The organism is Vulcanococcus sp. Clear-D1 (assembly GCF_014654725.1).
Taxonomy (GTDB): domain Bacteria; phylum Cyanobacteriota; class Cyanobacteriia; order PCC-6307; family Cyanobiaceae; genus Vulcanococcus.
In genome coordinates this window covers 1-25,064 of the sequence record NZ_JACVZV010000024.1, presented here as the reverse complement: position 1 = coordinate 25,064, position 25,064 = coordinate 1, and the positions used below count along the sequence as shown (strand labels likewise).

20 protein-coding genes are annotated in these 25,064 nt (G+C 60.0%); 12 read left to right on the top strand and 8 right to left on the bottom strand.

Features of this window, described 5'->3' with window-relative positions; genetic code table 11:
- Nucleotides 1-68: 68 nt before the first annotated feature.
- Entirely contained in the window at nt 69-428 is a 360-nt protein-coding gene (locus tag H9532_RS09405) for a helix-turn-helix domain-containing protein (RefSeq protein ID WP_296367725.1), read from the bottom strand.
- 174 nt (nt 429-602) lie between these two features.
- Here H9532_RS09405 and H9532_RS09400 point away from each other — a divergent pair, with 174 nt between their 5' ends.
- The 9 genes from H9532_RS09400 to H9532_RS09360 all read left to right on the top strand — a co-directional run bounded on the left by H9532_RS09400 (nt 603) and on the right by H9532_RS09360 (nt 10,509).
- On the top strand, nt 603-1,118 hold the full coding sequence (locus H9532_RS09400) for an NAD(P)H-dependent oxidoreductase (RefSeq protein WP_296368248.1): 516 nt from the start codon (nt 603-605) through the stop codon (nt 1,116-1,118).
- A 15-nt stretch (nt 1,119-1,133) separates the two neighbouring features.
- Nucleotides 1,134-1,898, top strand: coding sequence for a pirin-like bicupin family protein (locus H9532_RS09395; protein WP_296367723.1), 765 nt, complete (start codon nt 1,134-1,136; stop codon nt 1,896-1,898).
- A gap of 76 nt (nt 1,899-1,974) precedes the next feature.
- The gene (locus H9532_RS09390; protein ID WP_296367721.1) at nt 1,975-2,262 is read left to right on the top strand and encodes a hypothetical protein; all 288 of its coding nucleotides are present in this window, start codon (nt 1,975-1,977) and stop codon (nt 2,260-2,262) included.
- A complete protein-coding gene (locus H9532_RS09385; RefSeq protein WP_296367719.1) occupies nt 2,262-2,660 on the top strand; it encodes a hypothetical protein in 399 nt (132 codons plus the stop codon). The genes H9532_RS09390 and H9532_RS09385 overlap by 1 nt, the downstream gene beginning before the upstream one ends.
- 92 nt (nt 2,661-2,752) lie before the next feature.
- Nucleotides 2,753-4,921: a glutamine synthetase III gene (locus tag H9532_RS09380; RefSeq protein WP_296367717.1), complete on the top strand. Its 2,169-nt coding sequence runs from the start codon at nt 2,753-2,755 to the stop codon at nt 4,919-4,921.
- 135 nt (nt 4,922-5,056) lie between these two features.
- A complete protein-coding gene (locus H9532_RS09375; RefSeq protein WP_296367714.1) occupies nt 5,057-6,331 on the top strand; it encodes a site-specific integrase in 1,275 nt (424 codons plus the stop codon).
- Between the two features lie 765 nt (nt 6,332-7,096).
- A complete protein-coding gene (locus H9532_RS09370; RefSeq protein ID WP_296367712.1) occupies nt 7,097-7,276 on the top strand; it encodes a hypothetical protein in 180 nt (59 codons plus the stop codon).
- A gap of 3 nt (nt 7,277-7,279) precedes the next feature.
- Entirely contained in the window at nt 7,280-7,519 is a 240-nt protein-coding gene (locus tag H9532_RS09365) for a hypothetical protein (protein WP_296367710.1), read from the top strand.
- 101 nt (nt 7,520-7,620) lie between these two features.
- The gene (locus tag H9532_RS09360) at nt 7,621-10,509 is read left to right on the top strand and encodes a DUF5906 domain-containing protein (protein WP_296367708.1); all 2,889 of its coding nucleotides are present in this window, start codon (nt 7,621-7,623) and stop codon (nt 10,507-10,509) included.
- A gap of 1,066 nt (nt 10,510-11,575) precedes the next feature.
- Here H9532_RS09360 and H9532_RS09355 read toward each other — a convergent pair.
- On the bottom strand, nt 11,576-16,714 hold the full coding sequence (locus tag H9532_RS09355) for a hypothetical protein (RefSeq protein WP_296367705.1): 5,139 nt from the start codon (nt 16,712-16,714) through the stop codon (nt 11,576-11,578).
- A gap of 479 nt (nt 16,715-17,193) precedes the next feature.
- Here H9532_RS09355 and H9532_RS09350 point away from each other — a divergent pair, with 479 nt between their 5' ends.
- Nucleotides 17,194-18,135, top strand: coding sequence for an AraC family transcriptional regulator (locus H9532_RS09350; RefSeq protein WP_296367704.1), 942 nt, complete (start codon nt 17,194-17,196; stop codon nt 18,133-18,135).
- Between the two features lie 200 nt (nt 18,136-18,335).
- Nucleotides 18,336-18,617 (top strand): hypothetical protein, encoded by a 282-nt coding sequence (locus tag H9532_RS09345; RefSeq protein ID WP_296367702.1) that lies wholly within the window; start codon nt 18,336-18,338, stop codon nt 18,615-18,617.
- Here the strand turns inward: H9532_RS09345 and H9532_RS09340 are convergent.
- The 5 genes from H9532_RS09340 to H9532_RS09325 all read right to left on the bottom strand — a co-directional run bounded on the left by H9532_RS09340 (nt 18,607) and on the right by H9532_RS09325 (nt 23,713).
- Nucleotides 18,607-18,969 (bottom strand): hypothetical protein, encoded by a 363-nt coding sequence (locus H9532_RS09340; protein WP_296367701.1) that lies wholly within the window; start codon nt 18,967-18,969, stop codon nt 18,607-18,609. The genes H9532_RS09345 and H9532_RS09340 overlap by 11 nt on opposite strands.
- Nucleotides 18,970-20,294: 1,325 nt before the next feature.
- A complete protein-coding gene (locus H9532_RS09335) occupies nt 20,295-21,383 on the bottom strand; it encodes a hypothetical protein (protein WP_296367699.1) in 1,089 nt (362 codons plus the stop codon).
- Between the two features lie 933 nt (nt 21,384-22,316).
- Nucleotides 22,317-22,757: a Coq4 family protein gene (locus H9532_RS09330; protein WP_366664561.1), complete on the bottom strand. Its 441-nt coding sequence runs from the start codon at nt 22,755-22,757 to the stop codon at nt 22,317-22,319.
- 12 nt (nt 22,758-22,769) lie between these two features.
- Nucleotides 22,770-22,964, bottom strand: coding sequence for a hypothetical protein (locus tag H9532_RS16040; RefSeq protein ID WP_366664554.1), 195 nt, complete (start codon nt 22,962-22,964; stop codon nt 22,770-22,772).
- 557 nt (nt 22,965-23,521) lie between these two features.
- Nucleotides 23,522-23,713, bottom strand: a complete 192-nt coding sequence (locus tag H9532_RS09325; RefSeq protein WP_296367697.1) for a hypothetical protein — start codon at nt 23,711-23,713, stop codon at nt 23,522-23,524.
- Nucleotides 23,714-23,850: 137 nt separating this feature from the next.
- Between H9532_RS09325 and H9532_RS09320 the strand changes: the two genes are divergently transcribed.
- Nucleotides 23,851-24,051, top strand: a complete 201-nt coding sequence (locus H9532_RS09320) for a hypothetical protein (protein ID WP_296367695.1) — start codon at nt 23,851-23,853, stop codon at nt 24,049-24,051.
- A 168-nt stretch (nt 24,052-24,219) separates the two neighbouring features.
- Here H9532_RS09320 and H9532_RS09315 read toward each other — a convergent pair whose 3' ends face one another.
- Nucleotides 24,220-24,951, bottom strand: a complete 732-nt coding sequence (locus H9532_RS09315; RefSeq protein ID WP_296367693.1) for a hypothetical protein — start codon at nt 24,949-24,951, stop codon at nt 24,220-24,222.
- Nucleotides 24,952-25,064: the final 113 nt, after the last annotated feature.

Here is a 25,064-nt window from a genome sequence, read left to right as displayed (position 1 = left end):
AGACAGCGCCCCAAGACAGACCAACAACCCAGCCCGTGAGCACACGGCACCGACTCCTCACCCGCTGATCAGGGAGCTTTGTCCAGCTCGGCGCGTTCGCCCCAGGCGTGAAGTCCATCAAGAACCGGCACGAGTTCATGGCCTAGGTCTGTGAGGGCGTACTCCACCCGGGGCGGCACCTCGGGATACACCGTGCGGCTGATCACACCATCGGCTTCGAGTTCGCGCAGTTGGGAGGTGAGCACCTTCTGGCTCACCCCTTGCTGAACATCGGCCAGGGCCCGCTGCAGATCGGAGAAGCGGCGGATTCCCTCCAGCAATTCCCGCAGGATCAGCAGCTTCCAGCGCCCCTGGATCACCTTGAGGGCCAGCTCCGCCTTGCACTGGCTGTGCTGATAGCTGTTCTGAAAACCCTGGTCCCCACCCATCGCTCACGTTTGGGTAACCACCCCACTTTGCGGTGCGCTCTTGTGTTCCTGCCGCTGCCCAGCGCACGATCACATGTGAAGGGGGCTCATCCGGACCGGCAGCCGCATCAGGCTGCAGATCCCCAGGCGCCCTGGCTGCACATTCAGGAGTTGAGTTCAACCGTGACAACCCCTCTGCCCCCGGACCTCTTGGTGATCGCCGCCAGTAACGGTGAGAACCTAAAGCTGGCGGAGCGCTTTGCCGAACAAGCCCAGGCCCAGGGCCTCCATGCAGAGGTGTTGGATCTCACGGCATTGGATTTGCCGCTGTTTACGCCGCGGGCCTTGGCTGCAGGCGCGCCGCCTGATCTGGCGCCACTGCAACACCAGCTTGAGGCCGCAACGCGCTGGGTGATCTGCGCACCGGAATACAACGGCTCCATTCCGCCGGTGCTCACCAGTGCCATCGCCTGGTTATCGGTGCAGGGCGACGATTTCCGCGCCCTGTTCAACGGCCGTCCTGTGGCGATCGCCACGCACTCCGGCGGTGGTGGCCATGCGGTGATGGCGGCGCTGCGTTTGCAGTTGGCCCATCTCGGCGCCCATGTGGTGGGCCGCCAGTTGGTGAGTAACGCCATGAGCAGCGCTAAGGATGAGTCGATCGCCGACCTGATCCACCGCCTTAAACAGCTCCAACCTCTCCAGCCTTGAGCCGATTGATTGGCCATGACAACCACTCCCATCGCCATTCCCGCCAGCCATGCCGTTCTGGCTCAGGCCCTGGGAGCCGATGCGCTGGTTCTGCGGCCCGCCGCTGAGCGCTTTCACAGTGAGCTCGATTGGCTGGATAGCTGGCACAGCTTTTCCTTCTCCAACCACTACGACCCGGCCTGGATGGGCTTCGGCCCGTTGCGGGTGATCAACGACGACACGATTGCCGCGGGCCGGGGCTTCGGCATGCATCCCCACCGCGATATGGAAATCATCACGGTGATGGTGCAAGGCGAATTGCACCACCGCGATTCGATGGGGCATGCCGAGGTGCTGCGCGCCGGGGAGGTGCAGCGCATGAGCGCCGGCACCGGCGTGGTGCACAGCGAGATCAATGGATCGGATCAGGCCTGCCGCCTGCTGCAGATCTGGGTGGAGCCGAGCTCCACGGGGATCGCGCCGGCCTATGAGCAGAAACCCTTCCCGCTCCAAAGCGGCTGGACCTCGTTGCTCGATCCCCAGCGTCAAGGCGGCGCCCTGGCGATTCATCGGCCGGTGCGCCTTTGGCGGGCGCAGCTTCAGGCTTCAGCGGTGGTGGAGCTGCCTGAGCTCTCGGGTGCCGCCTGGATCCAGATGATCGATGGAACGCTGGAGCAGCCCTGGTTGCTGCAGCGCGGTGACGGGCTCGGCTGGACACCTCGACCCGCTGCAGCTGCGCCTCCGCTCCCACTGAGGGCGGGGGCATCCGGCGCCGATCTGCTGCTGTTTGAGCTGCACTGACCCGGCGCTGACGCGGGCACGGCCGCCTGTGCTCCAGGGCACCCGCCTTCGCGGCTGATCCAATCAGACTGATCGCATGGCTTACACGCCCCGGCAAGCGATCTCCACGCGGCTTTATCGCCTCACCGACCGGCAGGGTCAGCCCCATCCGGTGTTGGATGAGTGCTTCGAGAGCCTTGAGCTGGCGCTGGAAGCGGCGATGGAGTGGCTGGAGTTGCAGGGCCTGGTGGATGAGCGGGCTGATCAGCGCGAACGGGAGCGTCAGCTGGCCCTGCAGGTGGGCATCGAGATGAGCACGCCCAGCGGCTGCTGGCGCACCTTGCGCCATGCCGGTTTTATGGCCTGGCGTGCTTCTGGCTGTTGATGCGAGCGAACCAAAGCCTCGATCGTTCCTTGGCCTGGGCCGGTTTGTTGCTAAATGCCGCTGGCTTGCCCTGGTTGGTGCAGCTGCTCACCAGCGGCGGCTCCATGGCGGCGGCCAATTGGGCGGTGGGGCTCAGCGCGATCCTGCCCGCTTTGGTGCTCGGGGTGGTGGCCTCGGCTGCTTTGGTGAAAGGTCGCCGTTGGGGCCGTGTGGTGGCGATCGTGGCCCTGGGGCTCTCGCTGGCCGTCACCCTCAGCTACGGCGTGGTGTGGCTTGTGCTGGTTCCACTGGCCCGGCCGCTGCTGGCAACCGGGCTGGGCGTGTTGGTGGTGGTTGAGCTGCTGCTGCTGATCTACTGGTGCCTGCCAAGGCCCTGGTGGCGCAACGGCGCGCGCTGAGCCGGCGCTGATCAGATCGCAAATTGGTATCGCTTGATACCAATGAGTCCGCCGTGGACGCCTTGCATGGTTTGGATTGATACACATCGGCCATGCCCAGCGCTGAGCGTTTTGCCGCCCTGCAGACCATCCAGCGGCGCAAGCCCGCGGCGGTGCAGGCCCCATCCGCTCTCTCGGACATCTGGGCCAGCGATGTGTTCACCCTGGATCGGATGAAGGAGGCGCTGCCGCGCAGCGTGTTCAAGTCGATTCAGGCCACGATCCGCGAAGGCGGCCGCCTCGACCCTTCCGTGGCGGATGCCGTGGCCGGCGCCATGAAGGACTGGGCCACCAGCCGCGGCGCGCTCTACTACGCCCACGTTTTCTATCCGCTCACCAACCTCACCGCCGAGAAGCACGACGGCTTCATCGTGCCCAAGGGCGATGGCCGTGCCATCACTGAGTTCACCGGCAAGCTGCTGGTGCAGGGTGAGCCCGATGGCTCCTCCTTCCCCAACGGCGGCCTGCGCTCCACCTTCGAGGCCCGCGGTTACACCGCCTGGGATGTGACCAGCCCCGCCTGGCTGATGCGCACGCCCAACGGGGTCACCCTCTGCATCCCCACGGTGTTCGTGTCGTGGACCGGCGAGGCCCTCGATAAGAAAACCCCGCTGCTCCGCTCCAATGCGGCGGTGAACGCCCAGGCGCGCCGCGTGCTCAAGCTGCTGGGTGAGAAAGAGATTGCTCCGATCAACTCCAGCTGTGGCGCTGAGCAGGAGTACTTCCTGGTGGACAACGCCTTCATGGCGCTCCGCCCCGACCTGCAGCTCTCCGGCCGCAGCCTGTTTGGGGCTCCGCCGGCGAAGGGTCAGCAGTTTGACGACCACTACTTCGGCGCCATCCCCGAGCGGGTGCAGGTGTTCATGCAGGACGTGGAGGATCAGCTCTACCGCCTGGGTGTGCCCGCCAAGACTCGCCACAACGAAGTGGCCCCTGGCCAGTTCGAGATCGCGCCGGTGCATGAGGCCGCCAACGTGGCCACCGATCACCAGCAGCTGATCATGACGGTGCTCAAGAGCACCGCCAAGCGCCACGGCTTCACCTGCTTGCTGCATGAAAAGCCCTTCGCCGGCGTGAACGGCAGCGGCAAGCACGTGAACTGGTCGATCGGGAACAGCACCCAGGGCAACCTGCTCGATCCCGGTAAGACCCCCCACGAGAACATGCAGTTCCTGCTGTTCTGTGGGGCTGTGATCCGCGGCGTGCACCAGTACGGCCCGCTGATGCGCGCGGCCATCGCCACCGCCAGCAACGACCACCGCCTCGGCGCCAACGAAGCCCCTCCGGCGATCATCTCCGTGTACCTCGGAAGCCAGCTCGAGGATGTGTTCAACCAGATCAAGGCTGGCCAACTGAAGAGCTCCACCAGCGGCGGGCTGATGCAGCTCGGCGTCGACAGCCTGCCTGAGTTCCCCAAGGATGCTGGCGATCGCAACCGCACCTCCCCGTTTGCCTTCACCGGCAATCGCTTCGAGTTCCGCGCTGTGGGTTCAGGCCAGTCGGTGGCCGGCCCGCTGGTGGTGCTCAACACCGTGCTCGCCGATGCCCTCAGCTGGGTGGCTGATCAGCTGGAAGCCCGCCTCGCCAAGGGTGAACGCATCGAGCAGGCCAGCTTCGGGGTGCTGCAGCAGATCACCCAGGAGAACGGCGCTGTGATCTTCGGCGGCGACGGCTACTCCAGCGCCTGGCATGAGATGGCGGTGAAGGAGCGCGGCCTCGAGAACCTGCGCACCAGCGCTGATGCGTTGCCGGTGCTCCAGCGTGATGCCATCCGCGATCTGTTCACGCGTCAGAACGTGCTCAGCCCTGTTGAGCTTGAGAGCCGCTTTGAGGTGTACGCCGAGCAGTACATCCTGGCGATCGAGGTGGAGGTGCGCCTGGCGCTGCGCATCGCCCGCACCGTGATCTACCCGGCCGTGAGCGCCTACCTCGGCGAGCTGGCGGGCTCCCTGCAGGAGCAGGAAGCGATTGGTCTGCAGCCCTCCAAGGCCATCGCCCAGCAGATCGCCGGCCTCAATCAGCAGCTGGTGGATCGAGCCAATGCGCTCGAAGCAGCGCTGGGTTCAGCCCCCCACGGCGCGGAAGCGCACATGCGCCACTGTGCCGATCAGCTGATGCCGCTGATGGGTGAGCTGCGCGCCGCCGCCGATGCCCTCGAAGCGTTGGTGGACGACGCTGCCTGGCCGCTGCCCACCTACCAGGAGATGTTGTTCGTCAGATGAGTTGCGGTGCGGGCGAGATGCAAGTCAGAGACTTAAGTCTTGCCCGCTCTCTGTCTCGCTGGCGGCGGCTAGCTATGGCCTGTTGCGCTAGCTCTGCGCTAATTTCTGCGCTATGTCCCTGGTCCCGATAGCGCAGTGGCGAAGCCCGCAACCTGGGACCAGATCCTGCGGAAGCAGGTCAAGCTGGAGCACGGTCGCGGCTGGAGCATTAGCCCTCAGTCCGGTAAGGCCAAGCTCACCCGTCGGCATTCAGACGGCAGCCGGTCCAGCGTGACTCTTTCCATACCGTGGGCAGCTAGCAGCGGTAGCGCCATTAATGCCGCAGTTGCTCGCCTTCGCCAGCTCATGGAAGAGCGGGGCTTGGGGCTTTCCGAGGCTTACGGGCTTATTGGTTTGGCCGATTCCGTCGCTACCGACGAGGGCGGGCTCAATTGGCAGCGGGTGGCGGAACAGTTTCTGGAGAGCCGTGCTGATCGCCGCAGCAGCACCCTTGGAGACCTGCGCTACCGCGTAGGCAATTTTCTGAAGACGCTTGAAACCAAACCCAAGCCGAGAGATGGGCGCAGCCTGATGCGTGCCTACACCGCTCAGCATTTCGCGAAGTGTCCGCCTGGCGGGAAAGGACGCAGAGCCCACCTGGGCGATGTGGCGGCACTGCTGGACTTTGCGGTGACTCGCTGCGGCGCCGATGCCTGCTGGAAACCCATTGAGGGGGACGAGCTGCGCGAGTTGATCGGTTCTGTCCACCGGGTTGCTGGGGAAGAGCTCAGGCGGCCGATCAAGCCGGAACAGCTCGCCGGGCTCCTTGATGCTCTTGCGGCCGACGGAAAACCAGAGCTGCGCCTTGCGGTGGGGCTAGTGGGGCTGTTCGGCCTACGCCCAGCTGAACTGGCCGTTCTACGGATCGATGACGGAGGGCGTCTCAGGGTTGGAGCCGACGTGAAGCGCAACCGCTGGGCGATGAAACGGCCAAAGGCCGAACGCTTGGCTTTGCCTCTCGACATCCCTGGCCGCGAGGGCGAAGGCGGGCGGTTCCTCCAGCTCTATGCCAGCGGACTGGTGAAATTGCCTCCACGCATCCTGACCACTATCGAGCTGGGCGAGTTCAAGCCCGTCGGAGAGGCATTCCGCAAGCTGTTGGAGCGTTACCCCTACTGGCAGAGCCTGGCTGAGGCCAATCCTGGGCTCACGCCCTACAGCCTCAGACATGGCTACGCCTGGCGCGGGCACAAGTCCTACGAACGCAGCCTTTCGGTCCGGGACCTGTCGGCTCTGATGGGCCACACCCCGGCAGTCCATCTCCAGAACTATGGCAAGTGGACCGACGAAGAGGGGCTAATCGAGGCGGTTGAGCGCCTATCGGCATTTGCGAAAGTACAGGAAGTGGCAGCCACCCATCAGATTTCCTAAGGACACATTTTTTACTGTCAACAACTTTCTGGTCGCAGCCAAGAATGCAGCGTTAGCGGTCAGTTCACCAATACGTCAAAAGAGCTCCCCTGAAAAGCTCTAGTGTCGATTACTGCTTGCACCCCCAGATCTGTCCTTTATGGTCTTGTCAGCGACCAAGATCAACCGGACCAGGACAACCCCGCCCACCCAAATTCGGCGTCTCTCTACATCACGCTATTTCCGGCAGCTAATGCTGCTGGCTCCAGTATTGGGCAGGGGCATCCCCCGAGTGATCGCATCGCTACTGACCACGAGCTACTCATGCAATGGCAACCGCATCAACAACATGGGCGACGGCACGTGCTGCCGCCGATCACCTGCAGGTCTCCGAACGCACGCTACTCCGCTGGCGTAATGCTGGATTGCTCAAGCCCGGCGTGCACTATCGACGGAAGTTTGTAACAGCACCAAATTCACCAATCCTCTACCGGTTGGACGAGTGCGAGCAAGCGATGGCAGCCGTCTTCGCAAGCGATTACCTGACCCTCGAGCAGGCGTAGGACTGAGGAAATGCTTTTGACTCCTATCTGGTTGCCGACCCCAGCCGCCGCTTTGGCACTCGGCCGCTCGACGTCCTACCTCAAACGCCTGCGTGACACCCACGGGGGCTTCCTTGAGTCCGGCAAGCACTACTGCGTCGCTCCCAGCAGCAACGCGCCAATCACCTGGCACGTTGAACTTGTTCGCCAAGAACTGAACCGTCGGGGAATGGAGGGCTGAGCCATGTGGATAGCACTTGCCCTCGATGAGCTTTGGAAACGCGAGGCTCAACTCGAAGGAAAAATCAGTGATGAGGACGCAATCAGAGATTACATCGCTACCCACCAAGCAGAAGCAGAACTAGATGTTCTTCTTGATGTGATCCTGATGCAGATCGAAGACATTCGTCAGGGGGAGAGCTGAGCAATGCAGGCGAATTTCTACCTGGATCGCACCGATACTCTCGAATTGGCGAAAGCACTCCTGACTCTGCTGGCAAGGGATACGGAATGGGGAGAACCCGAAGATGCAGCGAGTTGTTGCTGGGTGCAACAGCGTGTCGCCATGGCACTGCGGGCAATTGTTGATTGCACCCCCGAGCAGGCCGACTTTTACGTCGATGCTGCTATGTGCGGCGATGCGGAGTGGCTGGAGCAGATGCCATGAAAAAAGACGCTGCTCTATCAGCGCCAAGAGGCAGGCTCTCATCAGAACATGAGCGGCATCTCTACGAAGAACTTGGAGGCGCCGAAGGAGTCAAGGCGGCGTTGAAGTACGGCGCTCGGTCGATTTCATCCAAGGAGGCGCAATCTCTTGGTTACCGCATCCGTGGTGTCGACGATCAGGTCCACCACCCCGAAGGGCTGCTGCTGCCCTTCAAGGGGGAGTTCGGACAGCTCAGGCCCGACAGTCCCGTCATCCCCAAGGGCGGGAAGAAACCGGCCAAATACATGGGCAGAGCTGGACACAAGCAGACAATTGCCGTGTTTGGCGACGGCGATCCGGTCATGGCCACCGAGGGTTGGAAAGATGCTCTGCGACTTCATCTGGCCACTGGCAAAACAGTCTGCGCCATCGCTGGAGTCTCCGCCTGGAAGCTGCTGCCCCCTTCGGTGAAGCTCCTGATCTATGACGCCGATGCCGCCTGGAAACCTGGCGTCTGGGGTGCGCTCGTAGCGGCTGGCCTTGATCGCTGTGACCTGAAGCTGGCCTTCTTCCCCCCGGTGGACGACAACAGCACCGCCGGTGCTTGTGAGTTCTTCCGTCACCACTCGCCCAAGGAGTTCGAGGCCATCGCTCACAAGGCCTACTCCGCCCGTGAGCTGATCCATTCCATCCGTGAGCACTGGTCTCGAGACATCCGCGCCGATCTGCAGATCTCCAATGTCCGGGCTCTGGCCACCATCGCCTTCCGGGCTGGCTTCGATGAGAACACCGTCACCCTGATGGTGGAGAACGCCGCCAAACAGAACCTGAAGATGCGGGTGGAGCTGGCCCGCAGCATCCTCAAAAAGGTCGCTGGCTACAAAAGCCGCCAGCAGGCACGGCGACGGAAGGCAGAACGGCTTAAAGGGATGCGTGCCGCCGTGGAATCAGCAAGCACCAGCGACACCGACGCCACGCCGCCAGACAAGGACGACCTGGGCAGTCTCGCCACCCGCTTCGGCCACATCGTCCTGAACGAGCTTTTCGATGGTGGCTGCGGCTACGCGTCTATGGGCGACACTCTGTACAAGTTCGTTGGCGATCACCACAGAAAGATCGAGGTATCGGAGCTCACAACAAAGATCGTCTGGTTCGCTTCTCACTACGTGGTGGAGGACCGCTTCGGGCAGGAGACCATCCCATATGCCGCGCCGCAGTGCATCAAGGAGGCCATTGAGTTCCTGCTGCTCAGCACCGTGAAGGACTCGTCAGCGTTCAACCCCGGCGGCTACGTGAACTGCAGCAATGGAGTCCTCCAGCTCTCCTGGGGTGGCGAAGGCGGCCGGACCCTCCAGCATCGATTAATCAAACACAGTCCTGAGCTGATCTTCACCTCCTCTCCCGGGTGTGCCTTCAACCCTGAGGCCAGCCCCGCTGAATTCCAGCGGCTGATGGAGTGCCTCACCCCAGAGGAGGGCGACATGCTTATGGAACGATTCGGCGCGTCCCTGGATGTGCCAACCATCCGCCGATTCCGCGACCGAATCCCCGCCAGTTTCTGCCTGGGGGATGGCAATAACGGCAAAGACACCCTGGAAAAGATGCTGGCTCAGATCGTTGGAGCCGGCGCCGTCTCCGGCTGCCGCATTAGCGACTTCAAGAGCTTTGACACCGGCTCCGGGGCAGGCCGCTTCAACCTCGCAGATCTCGGCACCGCCAGGGTGAACATCTCCTCAGAGAACTCAGCTGGGGTGAAGATTGAACACTGTGAATCCCTGAAGGCTGCCATCTCGGGAGACTGCCTCAGGGTGGAGAAGAAGAACGTGCAGTCCTGGGCTATCAATCCTGAGGCTGTGATGTTCTTCAACTTCAACAAACCCCCGCTGATTGATGCGGCGCAGGCTGCTATCGGTAGCCGAATCGACGTGTTCAGTTTCGACAGGACCTACTCCACAGAAACGCCGCTGCCCCCAGGGACTCTCAAGGCTGACCCCAGGTTCAAGAACGACCCGCAGTGGGTGAGCGCCAAGGTATTGCCGGCCATGCTCAACGCCATGCTCGCTGGCCTCCAGCACGTCGCCCGGCACGGCTTCACCCGCGAGCCAGCACGCGCAGCCATGCGCCGCATCCAGGAGGAGTCCACCCACCTCGTGCGTCTGCTTGAAGACCTGAAGCTGGAGGCAGGCACCAGGAAGGACCAGATCGGGCCACGCTTCGGCCCCTCTGAACTGTGGCCTTACATCCGGTCTTGGTATGTGGCCGAGGGGTGGGCCACCTGGGAGCTTGATAGAAGCGACGCACCCACTGGTCAGCTTCGCTTCACCGTGACGGACAGGGGAGCCGAGGGCGACCCCCCGATTAAGGCTGCGCACCGGATCGTGGCCCTGCTCAAACGGCTCGCGCCCAGCATCGGCACCGTCTCCGCTGGCCAGGGAAAGAAGGTGCTGGTGGGGCTCAAACCGCTGCCTGGCTGCTCTCTTGCGGGGGCGGAGATTGGAGCGACTGCACTAAGCGCTTCCCCGCCACCGGCAGTGGGGTCACCAGGTGACCCTGCCAGAAAAAAACAGGTGACCCCAGATCGATTGCAGCAAAACCAAGGTGACCCTAGTGACCCTATTTCTCGACTCAGTGTAGAAAGTCAAAAGGGATATACATGTGATGAAGAGAGTGCAGGGGACGTATCACCCCTTACGTATAAAGAAGAGGGAGATGTGAAAAAACAGGGTCACCAGGGTCACCTTTTCTCCAGCGCAATGGATCTGGGGTCACCCTCAGGGTCACATGCAGGGTCACCTGGGGTCAGTGAGGGGCTGCACCCCTGGCAGCAGGAAGCCATCCACCTGGCGATTCAGGATCCCACCGCCATCCCCGCTGTGCTGGTGAACCGCATCTCAATCCCACCGCCAGGGCTAACTGGGCGACTGGTCAAAAACCTGCTGGAGACCCCGGCCATCGCCGCCCACATCCAACAGCAGCTCCAGCAGCAGGGTCCAGAAGGTGAGGCCGCATGATCACCCCAGCTTGTGGGTTGGGTTCACCCCCAAGTGCCGGGCCAGAAGAAGTCCAAAGAAACGCACTGGATTTACGAGTGGGTCCTTCTAAAGAGGTGTCTCGAGAGGTGATTCGGATCTCTATCATCACCCAGGCATTTGCCTTCAAAACTTGCCCCGATAATGGACATATGCCAACGTAAAAAGTAGGCAGGAAAACTGTGATCTGCAACCTCACCGAAGCCTCAGCCCTGCTCGGTTACCGCAGCCGCAGCGTCCTGCAGCGGCTTCTGAAGGCCGGCCGCCTACGTAACTACGAACGCGGCAGCCAAGGGCGCTCAGTGCTGCTTGAGACTGAGCCACCAGGTCTATCCAGCCTCCAGGAGGCGGTGCGCTCGCTGACGGTGGCCCGGGTTGGAAGCCCCCTCACTAGGTCAGCCGAAAGGGAATGGGATGCCATCGCCGAGGAATGTAACTCGATGCTTGATCCCGGCCTCTGGGGCCCGCCGCCATGGTCAGCGGATCGGTGGGCGGGGCTGGCTGGTGTTCTGTCAAACGCCATTAGGTAACAATTCGCTAACGGCCCGTTACTGAAGAAGCCTCGCTGACGTCATGGCCAAAATGAGAACCGCAGCCACGAACCTGCTGCGTCGGGCTGGATTCGGCTCGATCTGAGAAAGCCTAGAGGCGGTGATTCCATAACATCGCCGACACCGCTGGCAATGATGCGGCAAGAGATAGGACTTAATCCATAGCTGGACTTGATTCAGCCCCCCCCCCCAAAAAAAATCTGAGCTGCGACCGCCATTGGCCTCCTGAATGGCGCTGATTTTCCAAGGCCTCCCTCAAGGAGCCAACTAGAACATTAAAGAGCAGGCTGGGGCATTTCTATGCTTTAGGGGGCTGCGCCCAATGCAACGCCAACAAGTCACATGCCAGTTGTGGTGACGCCGCCACAACTGGCTGATGCCAAGGAATCAAGTATCGAGCATCACATTACTTCCTGCTCAGAGGCTGAAGATTGCTATGCGAGTCCTGTGAACAACAGGGCGAATCCTTTGGGCTTGTATTGGGCGGACTTTGTTCCTTAAAGCAGAAGTTGTTTGGCTGAGAGTGAACCGCGAACCTCAATTGCGAAGTCATCACGAAGATCCCCATTTGTATCTGCGGTGAGCAGGCCGTTAGCGAAGCGAAGCTCGCCAGCGCTGCCGCTGTAGGGGGATGTACCAATGAAAGTGAGTGGCTCTGGGAATTGTGTGAAATCAATTCGATCGTTGCTAAACAAGTCGGCAATAACGTCACGGCCGCGGAGTCTGTGTCCAACCGGACTGTGGTAGGGGTGGAAGTGGAAAATATCGCTACCGAATCCTCCACGTAATACATCGCCACCTGGCCCGCCGTGAATCAAATCATCACCAGCACCGCCCCATAACTTGTCTCGGCCGAGTCCACCGAACAAGGCATCGTTGCCGGCCAGACCTGCAAGACGGTCCCCGTCATCGCGGCCGCGGATACGGTCCCCCAGGCCTGCGCCGCTGAGCTCGTCGGGTTGGGGGGTCCCGATCAGTCTGAGCCCTTTCCCGGAACCGGAGCCCGAATCGGGATCGCTGGAGGGCACCACCGAGAAACTCTGGCTGGCATCCGGGGTGCTGCTGCCAGGTGAGGTCAGCGTCAGGGTATGCAGGCCTTCACTAAGCAGGGTGAGATCGGCGGCAGGAATGGAGAAGCTCGCGGCGTTGTTTGCTGCGGTGGCGGTGTAGCTGCGGCCATTGAGCCCCAGGGTCAGTGGCTGGCCGTCTGGCATCGATGCAGTGAGGATCGCGACCGTCTGATCGCGCTTGCGTTCCGCAGCCGTGAGGCTGGCGCCGAAGGAAGGATCGATATCGAGAATATGAGGGACATCGGGATTGCCACTGACGACGAAGGTGCGCTCCAGTGCCGGCACCTTGAGATTGGCTGCGGTGCGTGCATCGGCGCGCAGGGTTTCAATGCCAGCGACCAGTCGCTGCAGATCCTGCTGAGGGATCACAACGTTGGCATCGCCGTTGGCATCGGTCGGAGCGGAGTAGGTCTGACCCTCCAGGCTGAGCCGCACGATGTCACCCGCTGCCAAGCCGCTAGTGCCGACCACGACGGTCTGATCGCGACCGATTTCGCTTGCTTCAAGGACCGACCCGAATGCCGGCGCGATTTGATCGATGTGGGCCGTGGGCTTGGCGGGCGGCCTGTCGACAGCGAAGGACTGGCTGGCTGTGGGTGCGGCGATGCCGCCGCGATTGCTAACGCTGACCGTCAGAGCATGCAGACCGGCGGGCAGCTTCTGAAGTTGAGCGGAAGTGAGCGAGAAGCTGGCGGCGTTGTTGATGACCTGACTCTTGACCCGCAGACCGGCCGGTCCCTGGAGCTCGATCGGCCGGCCATCCTCAACGGCCGATGTGGTCACGACAACGGTCTGAGCGGTGGAGGTTTCGTCACTGGTGAGGATGGTGCCGAAGCCGGGCACGATGCCCAGCACATGGGGCGACAGCTGTGCGGGTGCCGGCTCCACGGAGAAGCGGAAGAGCTGGGGCGGGGTGAGATTCCCATCCGTGGCAGCGATCAGCGTGTGCAATCCAGCATCCAAGGCATCTAGCTCTGTGGTTGACAGGCTGAACACGGCCTGGTTGGCCTGCACCAGAACGGCGTTGGAGAACGAGGCGCCATCGAGGGTGAGCCGCATGGTCGTGCCATCAGGCAGATCGGCCGTGCTGACGATGACGGTGTGATCAACGCCGAGCTCGTTGCGCTCAATCACCCCCCCGAAATCAGGCGCGATGGCGGTGATGCGCGGTGCTGCCGCCGGTGTGGCGCTGCGATCGACGCTGAATGAATAGAGCAGTTCGGGAGCATCGAGACTGGCACTGCGGCCGTTGATGCGCAGGGTTTGGCTGCCCTCTGCCAGAGCCTGGAGGTCAGCGGTGGTGAGGGTGAACGTCGCTTGGTTGTTTTGCAGCGTGGTTGAGAGATTGCGACCGGCCAGATCGAGGGTGAGCGTGTCACCATCGCTGAAATTCTCGGTACTCACCACCACGGTCTGGTCCAGAGCGCTTTCTGAAGCGTCAAGTAGGTGCCCGAAACTGGGCACGATTGAAAGGAGATGCGGTGGCGGGGAGAAGATTGTGGTTTTGCTGAAGCTCTGCTGTGTAGCCGGAGCCTGCAACAGTGCATTGAGCGGCCCGGAAACGCTCAGCAGGTCACTCCCGGCTGGTAAGGCCTGCAGATCGGCTGCGGGGAGAGAGAAGGTGGCGCGGTTGGTGGTGACCGTTGCGTCGTAGGTCTTCCCGAACAGGCTTAGGCGCAGTGTGGAGCCATCAGCAATGCCGTCGCTGGTGACGATCACGGTTTGATCGCTCATGGCTTCCTGGGAGGTGAGTTCAGCTCCGAAGGACGCCACGATGCTGGTCAGCTGGGGTGCCAGGGCATGGATGCCCTCCACTGAGAAGGGCAATTCGGAAGCGATCGCCTGCAGCCCTGAGGCGTTGGTGCCGCTGATACTGAGGCGGTGTAGGCCGCTGCGCAGGCCGGCGATCAGGGCTGCGGGAAGGGTGAAGGTGGCTGTCCCCTTGTCAGAGACGAGACCGCCTGTGATCCCCGGATCGGCTACGCCATCAAGCAAAAGCTGCAGCCGGTCGCCCGCCGAGAAGCGCCGCGTGCCGACTAGCACCTGTTGCTCCTGTTGAGCGGCGCTGCTTGTGAGCAGTGTCCCGAAAGCCGGGGCGATGCTGGTGATTAGCGGGATGGTCTGGGGTGGGGGGCCATCAACCGTGAAACTGATGCTCTCTCTTGGAATAAGCGGGGTGTTGCCTGATCCGCCCCCGCGCCCCTCTACGGCAAGGAGATGAATACCGCTGGCCAGCGTCTGCAGATCGCCTGGGCTGAGGCTGAGCGTGGCTTGGTTGTTCTGAACGACGGCTGTGTAGCTCTGTGAGCCGAGCGTCAACTTGAGGGGAGTGCCGTCGACGGTGTTCTCTGTGATCAACCGCACGGTCTGCGTGCGGCCCTGCTCTTGGGCATCGAGCAGTGAACCGAAGGAGGTGGAGATCTGAGTGATGTGCGGGTAGGCGGTGCTGGTGGCCCCACCACCAGCACCGCCAAGCCCCGGACCGCCGTTGGAGATGGGGCTCAGGCTGAAGCTGTTGGAGGCGCTGCTGCCCAGGCCGATCACCAGCTTGGAGTCGGCAGCGCCCGGAGCGAGCTGCAGGGAGAGTGGTGTGGTGAAGGTTGCTGGGCTCTGTAGCTGGAACGACCAACTGAGGCCTCCATCACGGCTCACCGGGGTGTTGGCCACCTGCCACCCGGCAGTAAGGGCGTTCGAACCGAGGGCTTGGCGCAGGTCGGCGTTATCGAAACCGCTCACAGGTTCGGTGAAGCGGGCCGCCAGCGAAAAGGTGGTGGCACCGTTGCCTGCGACCTGAGGCAGGGCGGACTCGCTGAGCAGCACGGGCAGCGTGCGGCTCACCCCACCAGGATTGAGCGCAGCACCTGTCGGTCCCTGAAACTGAAAGCGGACCTTGCTACCTGTACTGTCTTTGTCGGCCCAGCCTTCCAGGTTTTGCGGGGCCACTGGCGCAGCAAAGGTACTCAGTGCGCTGTAGGTTGGTGTAGTGGTGGTCGAAACAGTCCACGGAGTTGCAGAAGCGAGGATATGAGTGTTGTTGTCTTGCTGTAAGTTTCCGCCGCTAATAAATCTCGTGTCTAGGCTGTCAATTAGGCTGTTCTCGATATTGACTGATCCCCCATTGAGTTGAATCAGCGATGCGCCTTGGCGCTCGCCTACAGGGTCGCCAGCGATGACGGAATTGCGGACCGTGAGACTGTTGCTGCCTATGTCGCTGATCACAGAACCCAGGATCCTAGAGTTCAGGATCTCCATCTTTCCGCCTATTCCGACGTTGAGTTCGCCGTTGGATATTTTATTGTAATCATTGTCGCCCCAAGGTCGAGTCATATTAGTCGCTATATCCATGTACTCTCCCTGTGGCGTTCTGTACTCTTCTCGAAGCAATGTAGAATTCGAAAGGGTTACCAGCGCATTGTTTGAGGCGGAGATCAAGTGAGCGATTGCTGCTGAGCCCGGATTCTCTGAGAACCGAGCCCAATCAAGTCCTGCTCCCTGGATTAGTGGGGCATCGCTATTAGAGCTGCCAAACCCGTAAACAGTTGAATCTTTGATGCTAAGTACCGCATTATCCCTGACATCAATCATGGACTCAAACCCGCGGACTGAGCCAAGCAAAATCTTCGCCTTGTCGAATGTGGCTCGACTGTTGGTGCCGGTAATCTGTACGGCACCTTGAATTGCAGTGGTTCCGTTGAAGACCTGTGTGAATTGGTCGACTACAAAGTCTCCGCCTATTATTACGTCGCCAGAATAGATGTGTAGTGCTGTCCCCTGGGATGCGTTGTTGCTGGTTGTGAAATCGAGGTTGTCTAGCGCTGCCCTGCTCTCGCCTAGGCCTTGACTGGTAGCCGAGAAATTGAGCAGAGTGACTACTCTGTTGGCTCCGGCCTCAATGCTGAGGCCGTAAACAGGGCTCCCGTTATCATCGCCTAAGATAATATCTGAGTGGATGGATTGGTACAGCTCTCCGCCATTAACAAAGCCGCTTGAGCTGAGAACAGACTGTCCGATATAGCTTGCTGTCGGTATGTGATGTCCGCTGTAGTCGATAAATGCTGCATCTGTCACTTTGCCACCAAAGGCAATGAACGGGTTCCCTCGAGGGTTGGAACCTGTGTCAGCGTCTTTCCATGCTCCTGCTGTGAAGACATGCGTCTGTAGTTGATTTGCCGCGCTGTACGCGCCGGCACTGATCACTGAGTAGGTGCTCGTGGCGTCCATCAGCGAGGCCTCGCTCCAGCCGGCAGGCGGTGCCTGGTTGATACTGGCTTTTACCATTGCCTTGATGGCAGTCCACTGTTCAGCGCTGACCATGCCCTCAAATTCGGCTGGTGTGAGCCTGTTGCTGACCGGATCATTGGTGCCGCCAACATGGAGAGGTCCGGCGGCAATCGCCGTTTCAATGACGCCTAAACCCGCTGATGCGGGATTCGAGGGATCGACGCTGCCCGTTTTGACGGCGAATGGCACGATGTACGACATGCCGCCATCGGTGTTGGCCAGATGGATCGCCTGGCCCAGGGCGAGGTTGTCGGCGGGGTCGTAGAGATAGTAAAAATCGCTCATTTGTATTTCAAATGCTTTTCGGCCATTCTACGCAGGGTCGCAGCGCCTCGTAACTTGAAATGCAATCGAAACGCAAATTTATATCTTTTTTTAACAACGACCTTGTTGTCTCCAGGTGAAAATGGAGATTTCAGGATGCCCCAAGGTATCGTTGAGCCCTGAAATGCATTGATCCATCGCTTCGCGGGTCCAAGGAGACTCTGCAAAACCTTGATTAGTTCGCTCTCTGCTCCACCGTGGGCAGATTCTTCTAGAACATTGACAGCCAACTCGGCTACGGGGCAGGCCTCCGCTGGCGCATTGGCGGTGCTCCCAAAGCTTCGATCGCCATGGCCCTAGCATTGACCACTCCAGCGAGCATCCCAAGCGATCAGTCAAGCCCTGCAGATGAAACCCAGACGGTCCGAGGGCTCTGGTCAGGCAGAGATGTGTTGAGTTGAGACGACCTCGACATTCGATCATGATCTCTCAAGCCTGATATGCAACGGCTGAGTTACTCACAACTCGCTGAAGGTCCAGGCCTGCAAACGTTGTTGCAGAGTCGTGATTTCAGTGAGTGGGATGCAATGGTGGCTGCGACCCTCGGCCACCACCGCAGCACCCTGCTTTCCGCGGCGGGATCTTTTGATGCGCTGATGCGTAGCGGTTCTGTGGATGAGTTCCCGGTGATGCTCATTCGTGGCCATGGCCAAGTCCAGCTCCAGCGTGAGCAATGCGATCACGGTGTCCTCTGGCTTCCATTAGAGGGCCTGACACAAGAGATCATCAACGGAGTCGAATTCATAGCGGAACCTGGCATGGCCCTTCTGTTCCAGCCAGGAGATCAGATGGATGGCTACACAAGTGAAGAGATGCTCGGTATCTCCATTTTTATCCCCAAGGACTATCTTCAGGGAACCGGTTTCACATCGCCGCTCATCGAACGCGGCCCACTGCAGCGCAAACTGATCAATGCGGCACTCCAGCTCAGCGAGGCAGCCGCCTGGAAGACCCGTGGCGCGACACATAGTGCTGCGCTATTCGCAGAAGCGTTACACCAATGGGGCAATGCTTCTTATTTGTCACTGGGCAAGGAAACACTCAGCTTTCGCCGTCGTCGAGACACAGTGGCCCAGGCCTGCGAATGGATGAGCTTGCGGCTTGCAGACCGTTTCACTGTTGTTGAGCTCAGTCAGAAACTAGGTGTTTCTGTGCGGGCTCTGCAATATGCATTTCAAGAGGAACTTGGCCACTCACCGATGGCGCAAGCCAAGCTGATGCGGCTCCGCAAACTACGGCGGCTGCTTCAGCAGGACAGCAACAGGCACCACCACATTGCATGGCTGATGGAGTGCTCGGGGTTGCTGGCCTGTGGCGCCACTGCCGCCGATTATCGACGTTGGTGCGGCGAATCACCGAAGCAGACGCGGCTGAAGGGCTGAGACCGCGACAGCAAGGTGCGCGATGTAATAGAAACGCAAGAACAGCAATCTGATGGACCTTGCGTGAGCAACAGACGATGAAGAGATAATGACAGACGGTGAGGCGCCCCTAGGTTTGCATGGCCTAACACGTCAATATCATGCGGTTAATCTCAGCATTGGCTAGCGCAACACTCATCGCGTGTGCGGGCGCATCGATCATGCCCGCAGCTCAGGCGGACGAAGATGCCAAGATCAATGCCCGCATTGAAGCCTGGGGTCGCTCCTGCAAAAACGCAGTAGCTGCCAAGTATCCGAAGGCAGCAATGGCGGACATCCGCATCGAGCTCGGAGCCACGCTTAAGCAAAGCATTGATGCAGGTGAAACCACCCTGAAAGACATCAACAAAGATGGCCTGAGCTACAACTGGTCGTTCAAGAAGTCCAGCGGTTACTGCAACACCGACGGCAGCGGCAATGTGACTGAACTGGTCAAGCAGTGAGCTTGGGCCGGCCATTCACGAGCCGAACCAACACCTCCGCTAGTAGGCCCCTTGGTAGCAACGCCAGGGGCACGAACCAGGCCACATTGAAGAAAAACAGGGGTAGGTAGGCGCTGCAGGCCACCAGCACCAGCAGCCCGGCGGAGAGCAGATCACTGAGGATCAACGCCCTCCAGCGCCGGTGCTGCACTTGCCAAAAGGCCACGGCCACAGATGGCAGCCACCCTGCCAGGAGCAACATCACCGCCACCATCTCCGGCTTTGGGGCACGGATGGCGATCAGGCCAAGCCAGCCCAGGCCAAGCCCCAGCTGCAACGCCAGCCATCGCCAGGATTGACGCTTCAGTTGCATCGGCTTCCTTGGGTCGCTATTGACCCAAACTCTGGCTGCGTCACATGCATCCTGCCCCCCCCCCCCCCCCAAGCCGCCCGCCCGGCAGGCGCAATGGACCGGACCGCATTGCGTGATCAACGCTTCGCGTACTTCGCCTCGCAACTCCTCAAGAGTGGTGGCATTGATCTTGACCGGCAGGTTTCGGCTTCTGCTTTCAGGTGGCTTGGGCGTTCATTCAGAACCCGGAACACAACCTGTCGCCGGCGAGGGTCATTCTTTCCGTTGTTATCCTTGGACTTCTGACGTGTTCTGTCAGGTGTGCCCGGATATGGGGAACCGGCCCTGTTTCAACATCTGACTCCAGCGTGTAGCAGAACTGTGGCGGCGCGGATGTTCGCAGCCGGCGGTGATCTCACGTCTGCGGGGCTCTATGTAAGCCCACGGATGGAAAGCTTCGGGGGGCCTGTGCCAAGCTTGAAGCACGCCCAGCATGACTCGGATCAGCTGGATACCTCCCAGCCGGATCGCGTAGCCGACAGTTGAGTTTCTGGTATCTCCTTATAGAATCAAAGGTACCGCGCTACAGCTGCAGGATCGGTGGAACTGATTAACGGATGTGGTAGTCAGATGGAAGTCGATCCACCCAGAGAAGTGCCGCGGTTCGGCGACCAGGTTCTGGTTGATCTGCCAAGGACCCGCTGGGACCACCGCCAAGGAAGCCTCCACGAGATCAGGCACGAGGCGGGGCAACCAAGCCAAGGCTTTGTCTATCTCGACTGCAAGGTGGTGAGATTTCCGCTGGCCAGGCTGCGCATTACCTGAGTTGCCGCTGGGGTTGGGGTGTACCGCAAGGAGCCCACCTCTGGCACAGTGCCGCTTGTCGCCGTACCTGAGATTTCACAGCCCCACAACCATGTCAACGCGGAAGGGGTGGCAGCTGAATCGGCCAGAGTTACTGAGATAACTGCAGCACGGTAGATTCAGCTGGCATCTATTAAGCAAGTATGGTCATCTGAAGCTGGTCAGTCTCTTCACACCAAGTGGGTGGAGGTCACCGATGCCGACATCACCAACACAGACAGGGACCTAGGGCCCTGGTCAGGCACAACAAGCTGATACTGCGTTTCATCGCGGAAAAGCGTTTGTACAACATGATCCGCCAGGAGCGAAACCGCGTGCCGCCGCAGTGGTGAAGGGCAAAAGAAAACTGAGGTGGACTGAATTTACTGGACAGGTCCCATAGCCAACCTCTGAGACGGGTTAGCGAACTCATACTGCATAACTACCGATCAAGCTGATTGGAGAGTATAGCTAGCTCCGTGGCTCAGATCCAGGCTGCGCTCTCAGCCTCTCGCTCCGGTGATTTGAGTGCGCGTATTTTTTCTGAGCCGGTTCCGATCATCAGTGCTTATCATGGACTTGCGCGGGAAAAAATGATCAAAAACGGCTTTATTCAGGCCATCCTCCTTCACCGCTTCCCAGAAATCAGAGGCCAGTTGAGCGGCTGCGTCGAGACCAAGTTGTGCTATTAGATTAGTACCCTTGAATAAGGCTGCAGGGGATCCCGGAGACTGATCCTCAATAACGAATGTGTAATAATGGAATCCTTCCGTGGTGGCGAGGCTGCTAGTTCTGACTTTCAGAAAGAAGTATTCATCGCCTTCTAAGATGTCGTCCTTGAGTGCCTCGATCCTGATTCTGCCAGGTTTATTGGTTACATTCGGAAGCAGGCTGGCCCCGACGGCAGTGATGTTACCAGTAGTAGCTTGAAGATCTTCGGGGCTAGCGCCATTGAGGAAAGCGCTGAGTGCTGGATCGATGGTGTTTGAGGCGTAGGGGATTCTACTCCCGCTGAGGCTGATACTCACCTCAGTCATTCCTGCTCTGGAAGGAGGGGACTCCTGCATGAACTTATCGAGGGTGGGAAGGGTTTTCCAGATCTCGTAGTTCCGCCATGCCTCTTCAGATGTCCAGACATTGCCATCTTGCACATTGACGGCAACAACATCGCGGTTGATGTCTATTGTGATCTTTTGCCCCTCCTTGATTGTGCTGGCCTCGATCAGGTTGTTAGACCCGTCCCCAAGTCCCTCGCGGCTGGGTGTCTTGGTCTGATCCCAGGCGGCCCAGAAAAGTTCGTCGTAGAAAGGAATCGCGCCACCTCCGATTGGAGCCAGGGATGTCCGAGCCATCAAACTTGATGCTCCTAGCACTCCATTGGCAGCGCAGTCGATGACCCCAGTGAGCGTATCAGCAGCGGGTTGGTTGTGCGCGGCCCTGATGTTTTTTGGGCTGATTAAAACATTCTTGCTTGCCCAGGCCTGGGCTGCGCTGTTGCCAACAGGTTGCAGCTCGGCGCCTGAGAGTAGAGGGGCAGGATTGACCAGATCCATGACCCGATCGCCCGGAGCCATGCTCAAGGGATCGGCCATCGTGGAGTGAAACAGGTGGGCAGCAGATTCGAGGATCATTACTAGTGCTGTCTCAGCAGGTTGTTCAGTAGCCAATCAAGCGCGAGGTCGCTACCAGTTGAGCGATCACCGCCCAACCGAGACCTCACGCCATATGTATGGGAATGGTAATCCCTGCCTGACGCAGCGAGGCCTGCTGCGATTGATTCCTCAATACCTCCATGAGAACACCTCACTACCTGAACTGGCAACAGAAGCTGGTATACATCGCCGTTATGCCTAAAGCCGCCGGCTCGTTACCGCTCAGGTGGGTCATCCGCACTGGGGCATTGACAGAGTGTTCGCCCCAGCCAGCTTCAATCTTGCTAGCGACTGCAGCGCGGTACGGGGTTGACTTCCGTGGGGGCATTCCGCTGACTCGGGTGCGTCGATGCAAGTCAGCTAGATCGTGGTTATGTGGCCTGCCTCACCAAGGTCAGTATGTCCCCGTCGCCGATTGAATTGACAGTCGCAGGTCCAGCAAGGGCAGGTATGCGAAAGCCGCATAAAAGAAGCAGGAGGGTAGTGGCAAATCACGCGATGACCGCACTGACAATCACCTGGGCATGTTCTCGCCGTTGCTGCCGCAGAGGCTCTCGTATGGGATGCCGTCTTTGTCCCGATGCAGCTTAGTGTTGCCGGCATTCATGGAGGCAACGGCCTGAGCGCAGGTCTGGAAGGAAGAGCAGCTCTGGGCCCAGGCAGTTCCAGAGCTGACAACCAGAATCCCGAGGCAGAGGAGCGCGGCAACGAAAGAGGGCTTCATGGCAAAAGGCTTACTGATCCCGGCTTGGCCCGGGTCAGCAAGCCATGGCAATCCTTGTCGCGTTCCATTAAGGGATGTGCTGTTTGCACTGAAGTGGATCCGCAAGTGCTGAATGGGTCTGATGTCCAGACACTGTGCCGATGCTGGCGCTAGCCAAGTTGCAGTTCCTTTCTCCAGTCAGTAAGCGGCCGGTCCCAACCCTCTTCCAATTTCTGGGCGATCACACATTCGGCCTTCAATCCAAGGTCGAACCCGCGGGAGAGAGCAGTGAGCAACTCCTCATGTGGTTCATCGTTCTGAAGTGCGGACAACATTCCGCCAAAGATCAGCATCACCGCTAAGGGCGAGCGATTCTGGGCGAGGTTGAATGCTTGCAGGCCAAGCACTCCAAGACCATCCACCCCAAAGCCTGTCAGGACGTGCACGATGTCGTGGGTCTCACGTAGACGGTGGGTCACAAAGTCCTGGGGACTGGTGATCGGGTTGGGGTCAATCAGACTATCGGGCGTGAGTCCCTGGCTACGAAGCTGGTGGGCGTATTCATGGCCGAGAGTGCCCTCCGGCAAGCATTCCAGCTCATCGAGTTCTATCGGTCTTGGTCGCTAGTTTTCCTTGACCAACGCGGCCATCGATGGGTTGTCGAGCAGGTGCCGGAACATCTGCGCCGACAGCGCACTGTTTTTAAGGCTTGCTGCCATCTTGAAAACGTTCTCCAGCGAGTCTGGATGCTTCAGAAAGTCAGCGAGACTTCCCACCATCCGAAGAGACTGGAGCCTTTGGCTGAGGTTGAACAACATGCTGGGTGGGTTTGTATTCCTGCCCGCATGCTGGGCGGTTAAGAGCGATTAGGCAACGACATTGGTGCAGCTGCCTGGACGGGTGCCAACGCAGTGGTGACCTCTCTGGCCGGGATGCCCAGTTGTTGATCGACCCAGTGGATTGCAAGTGCTGCTAGGAGGCTCTGACGGTCTCCGCGAAGTCTGACCATTGCGTTCGTGCAACTCAGATCACGTTGCCGCGGCTCAGAAAATCCCGTTGTCAAAGCGTTTCAGTAGTGAGCAACAAAAGGCACACCCATAGAACCCAGATGCAACAAGACCTCGGGCAGAACTCACCCGAGGTCCGTTGGCGGAAGGCCATGGGTGCCTGCTTCAACCCGGTTATGGCTGCAGCGGGGATGCTGCGTCAAGGGTGCTGGTGGGAGCAGCTGTCATCCTCTGCTTGCGCAAGGCGCGTCTCCAGAAACTTGATCGTTGTGCAGCTGACCTGCGGGGCAAGTGCTGCCGAATACATCAACCTTGAGAGATTCCACGGATTGCGCCGGGAGGGGCAGCTGGTGGTGCCCGAATGGGCGTCAGTCGCCTGATCGTTCAAGGATGTATGCGATCAGCCCGCTGAGCGAGCGGCCTTCCTCATCAGCCCGTTTCTGGAGCTTCTGGTGGAGCTGCCAGTGGGCAGTGAAGGTGATCCGTTGCGGCCGCCGGCGCAGTAGATCAGCTGGACGCACTGGGACAGCAGCCCCCAGCGGCTGTGACAATGAAGACATCAGTTCGATCACGAGTTGGACTGGTCACGAGGTCGGCTGTTGACGCAGCGCGGCCTCACCACCAACCATAAACCGCATGCTGCGGCGCCTCTGCAGCGTGTGTTGCAGTTCTGCTGCGGGGATGCTGTTGCTAGCAGTTGGGTAAGGCCAGCTTCCTGCCCACCAAGCAATCTCTGGTGCGGCTAGACCAGCTCACCTGCCGTGAGCCGAGCGACCCGAATGTGGTGGAACTGTTCGATCAGCTGGTGCTCCGTGGCCACCTGACGTCGTTTGTGCCGGGCTGGTGGGAGCTGATCCGGTGGGATGAGGTGGAGCGCGGAGTGGCGACTAGGGGGTGAGCTGGGCTGCGATGCGCTATCTACTGCGCTAGATGGGCGCCTGATACCTCAAGATTGCCCTTGCAGAGAAGGTTCTTCGCCAGCTGCTTTCTGCCCACCTATCAGGAGATGCTGTTCGTGCGTTGAGCTGGGCTGAACGCGGTCAGCGCCTGCTGGCCGCGTTCCCGCTCACTGCACCACCCAACCGGAGATCTGCAGGTCGGAGCGCTCCACTCCCAGGAGCAACGCGCTGCTCTTGCCTGCATCAATCAGCACTCCATCGCTGGTTTGACTGACCGCGTCGATCCGAGATTCAAAGACCAGCGGATCAGCCTCTTGGGTTGAGAAGTCATGGATGGTTTTCTCGCCAGACCTGACCCGGAACAGATCGCTGCCGCCGCCTCCCCAGAGCTGATCCTGGCCGCGCCCCGGCTTGATCAGGTCGTCTCCCGCATCGCCCCAGATCTGATCGTTTCCGGCGAATCCTTTGAGGCGATCATCCCCCTGGGCTCCGTAGATCGTTTCGTCCAGGGCTGTGCCGATGATCAGGTCATCGCTCACACCACCTGAAAGCGCCAGGCCCGGAACGCCACGGGCGATGCCAATCCCGTTCTTGGCGAATTTGATCTGGAAGAAATTGTTGGTGAGATTGTCGCGGAACTGGTTGTAGATGTGCCTGTGGCCAGCTCCGGCACCAGGTTCAATCGTGAGGTCTTGCTCGAGTTGTCTGACCGACTTTCTCCATCCGTCCGGCAGCACTGCCGCTTGAAATGCGGCCACGGGATCATCGGCATAGAGGGTGTCGATCGACCCCATGATGAAGACATTGCCGTTGGGGTCTCTGGCAAAGCAATAGTCGATGGGCTGGCCGGCTTCATCACGCGCTGCAAACGTTTGCGGCTGGTTTTTGTCATTGATCACCAGCTGAAGGCTGCCCGCAGGCGCCGGTGCAATCAGGGCTGCTGAGTATCGGGTGACCCCAGGGCCGATTCAAAGTCTGATCACGGGTTCAGCTCTGGTTGTCGTCGCGCCAT

Excerpts from the sequence above, each read along its gene's own strand:
- H9532_RS16040 (WP_366664554.1), bottom strand. The coding sequence starts at position 22,964 with ATGTTGTTCAACCTCAGCCAAAGGCTCCAGTCTCTTCGGATGGTGGGA.
- H9532_RS09340 (WP_296367701.1), bottom strand. The coding sequence starts at position 18,969 with ATGCAACTGAAGCGTCAATCCTGGCGATGGCTGGCGTTGCAGCTGGGG.
- H9532_RS09365 (WP_296367710.1), top strand. The coding sequence starts at position 7,280 with ATGCAGGCGAATTTCTACCTGGATCGCACCGATACTCTCGAATTGGCG.
- H9532_RS09350 (WP_296367704.1), top strand. The coding sequence starts at position 17,194 with ATGCAACGGCTGAGTTACTCACAACTCGCTGAAGGTCCAGGCCTGCAA.
- H9532_RS09395 (WP_296367723.1), top strand. The coding sequence starts at position 1,134 with ATGACAACCACTCCCATCGCCATTCCCGCCAGCCATGCCGTTCTGGCT.
- H9532_RS09345 (WP_296367702.1), top strand. The coding sequence starts at position 18,336 with ATGCCCGCAGCTCAGGCGGACGAAGATGCCAAGATCAATGCCCGCATT.
- H9532_RS09385 (WP_296367719.1), top strand. The coding sequence starts at position 2,262 with ATGCGAGCGAACCAAAGCCTCGATCGTTCCTTGGCCTGGGCCGGTTTG.
- H9532_RS09390 (WP_296367721.1), top strand. The coding sequence starts at position 1,975 with ATGGCTTACACGCCCCGGCAAGCGATCTCCACGCGGCTTTATCGCCTC.
- H9532_RS09405 (WP_296367725.1), bottom strand. The coding sequence starts at position 428 with ATGGGTGGGGACCAGGGTTTTCAGAACAGCTATCAGCACAGCCAGTGC.
- H9532_RS09380 (WP_296367717.1), top strand. The coding sequence starts at position 2,753 with ATGCCCAGCGCTGAGCGTTTTGCCGCCCTGCAGACCATCCAGCGGCGC.
- H9532_RS09355 (WP_296367705.1), bottom strand. The coding sequence starts at position 16,714 with ATGAGCGATTTTTACTATCTCTACGACCCCGCCGACAACCTCGCCCTG.
- H9532_RS09335 (WP_296367699.1), bottom strand. The coding sequence starts at position 21,383 with ATGGCCGATCCCTTGAGCATGGCTCCGGGCGATCGGGTCATGGATCTG.
- H9532_RS09325 (WP_296367697.1), bottom strand. The coding sequence starts at position 23,713 with ATGTCTTCATTGTCACAGCCGCTGGGGGCTGCTGTCCCAGTGCGTCCA.
- H9532_RS09370 (WP_296367712.1), top strand. The coding sequence starts at position 7,097 with ATGTGGATAGCACTTGCCCTCGATGAGCTTTGGAAACGCGAGGCTCAA.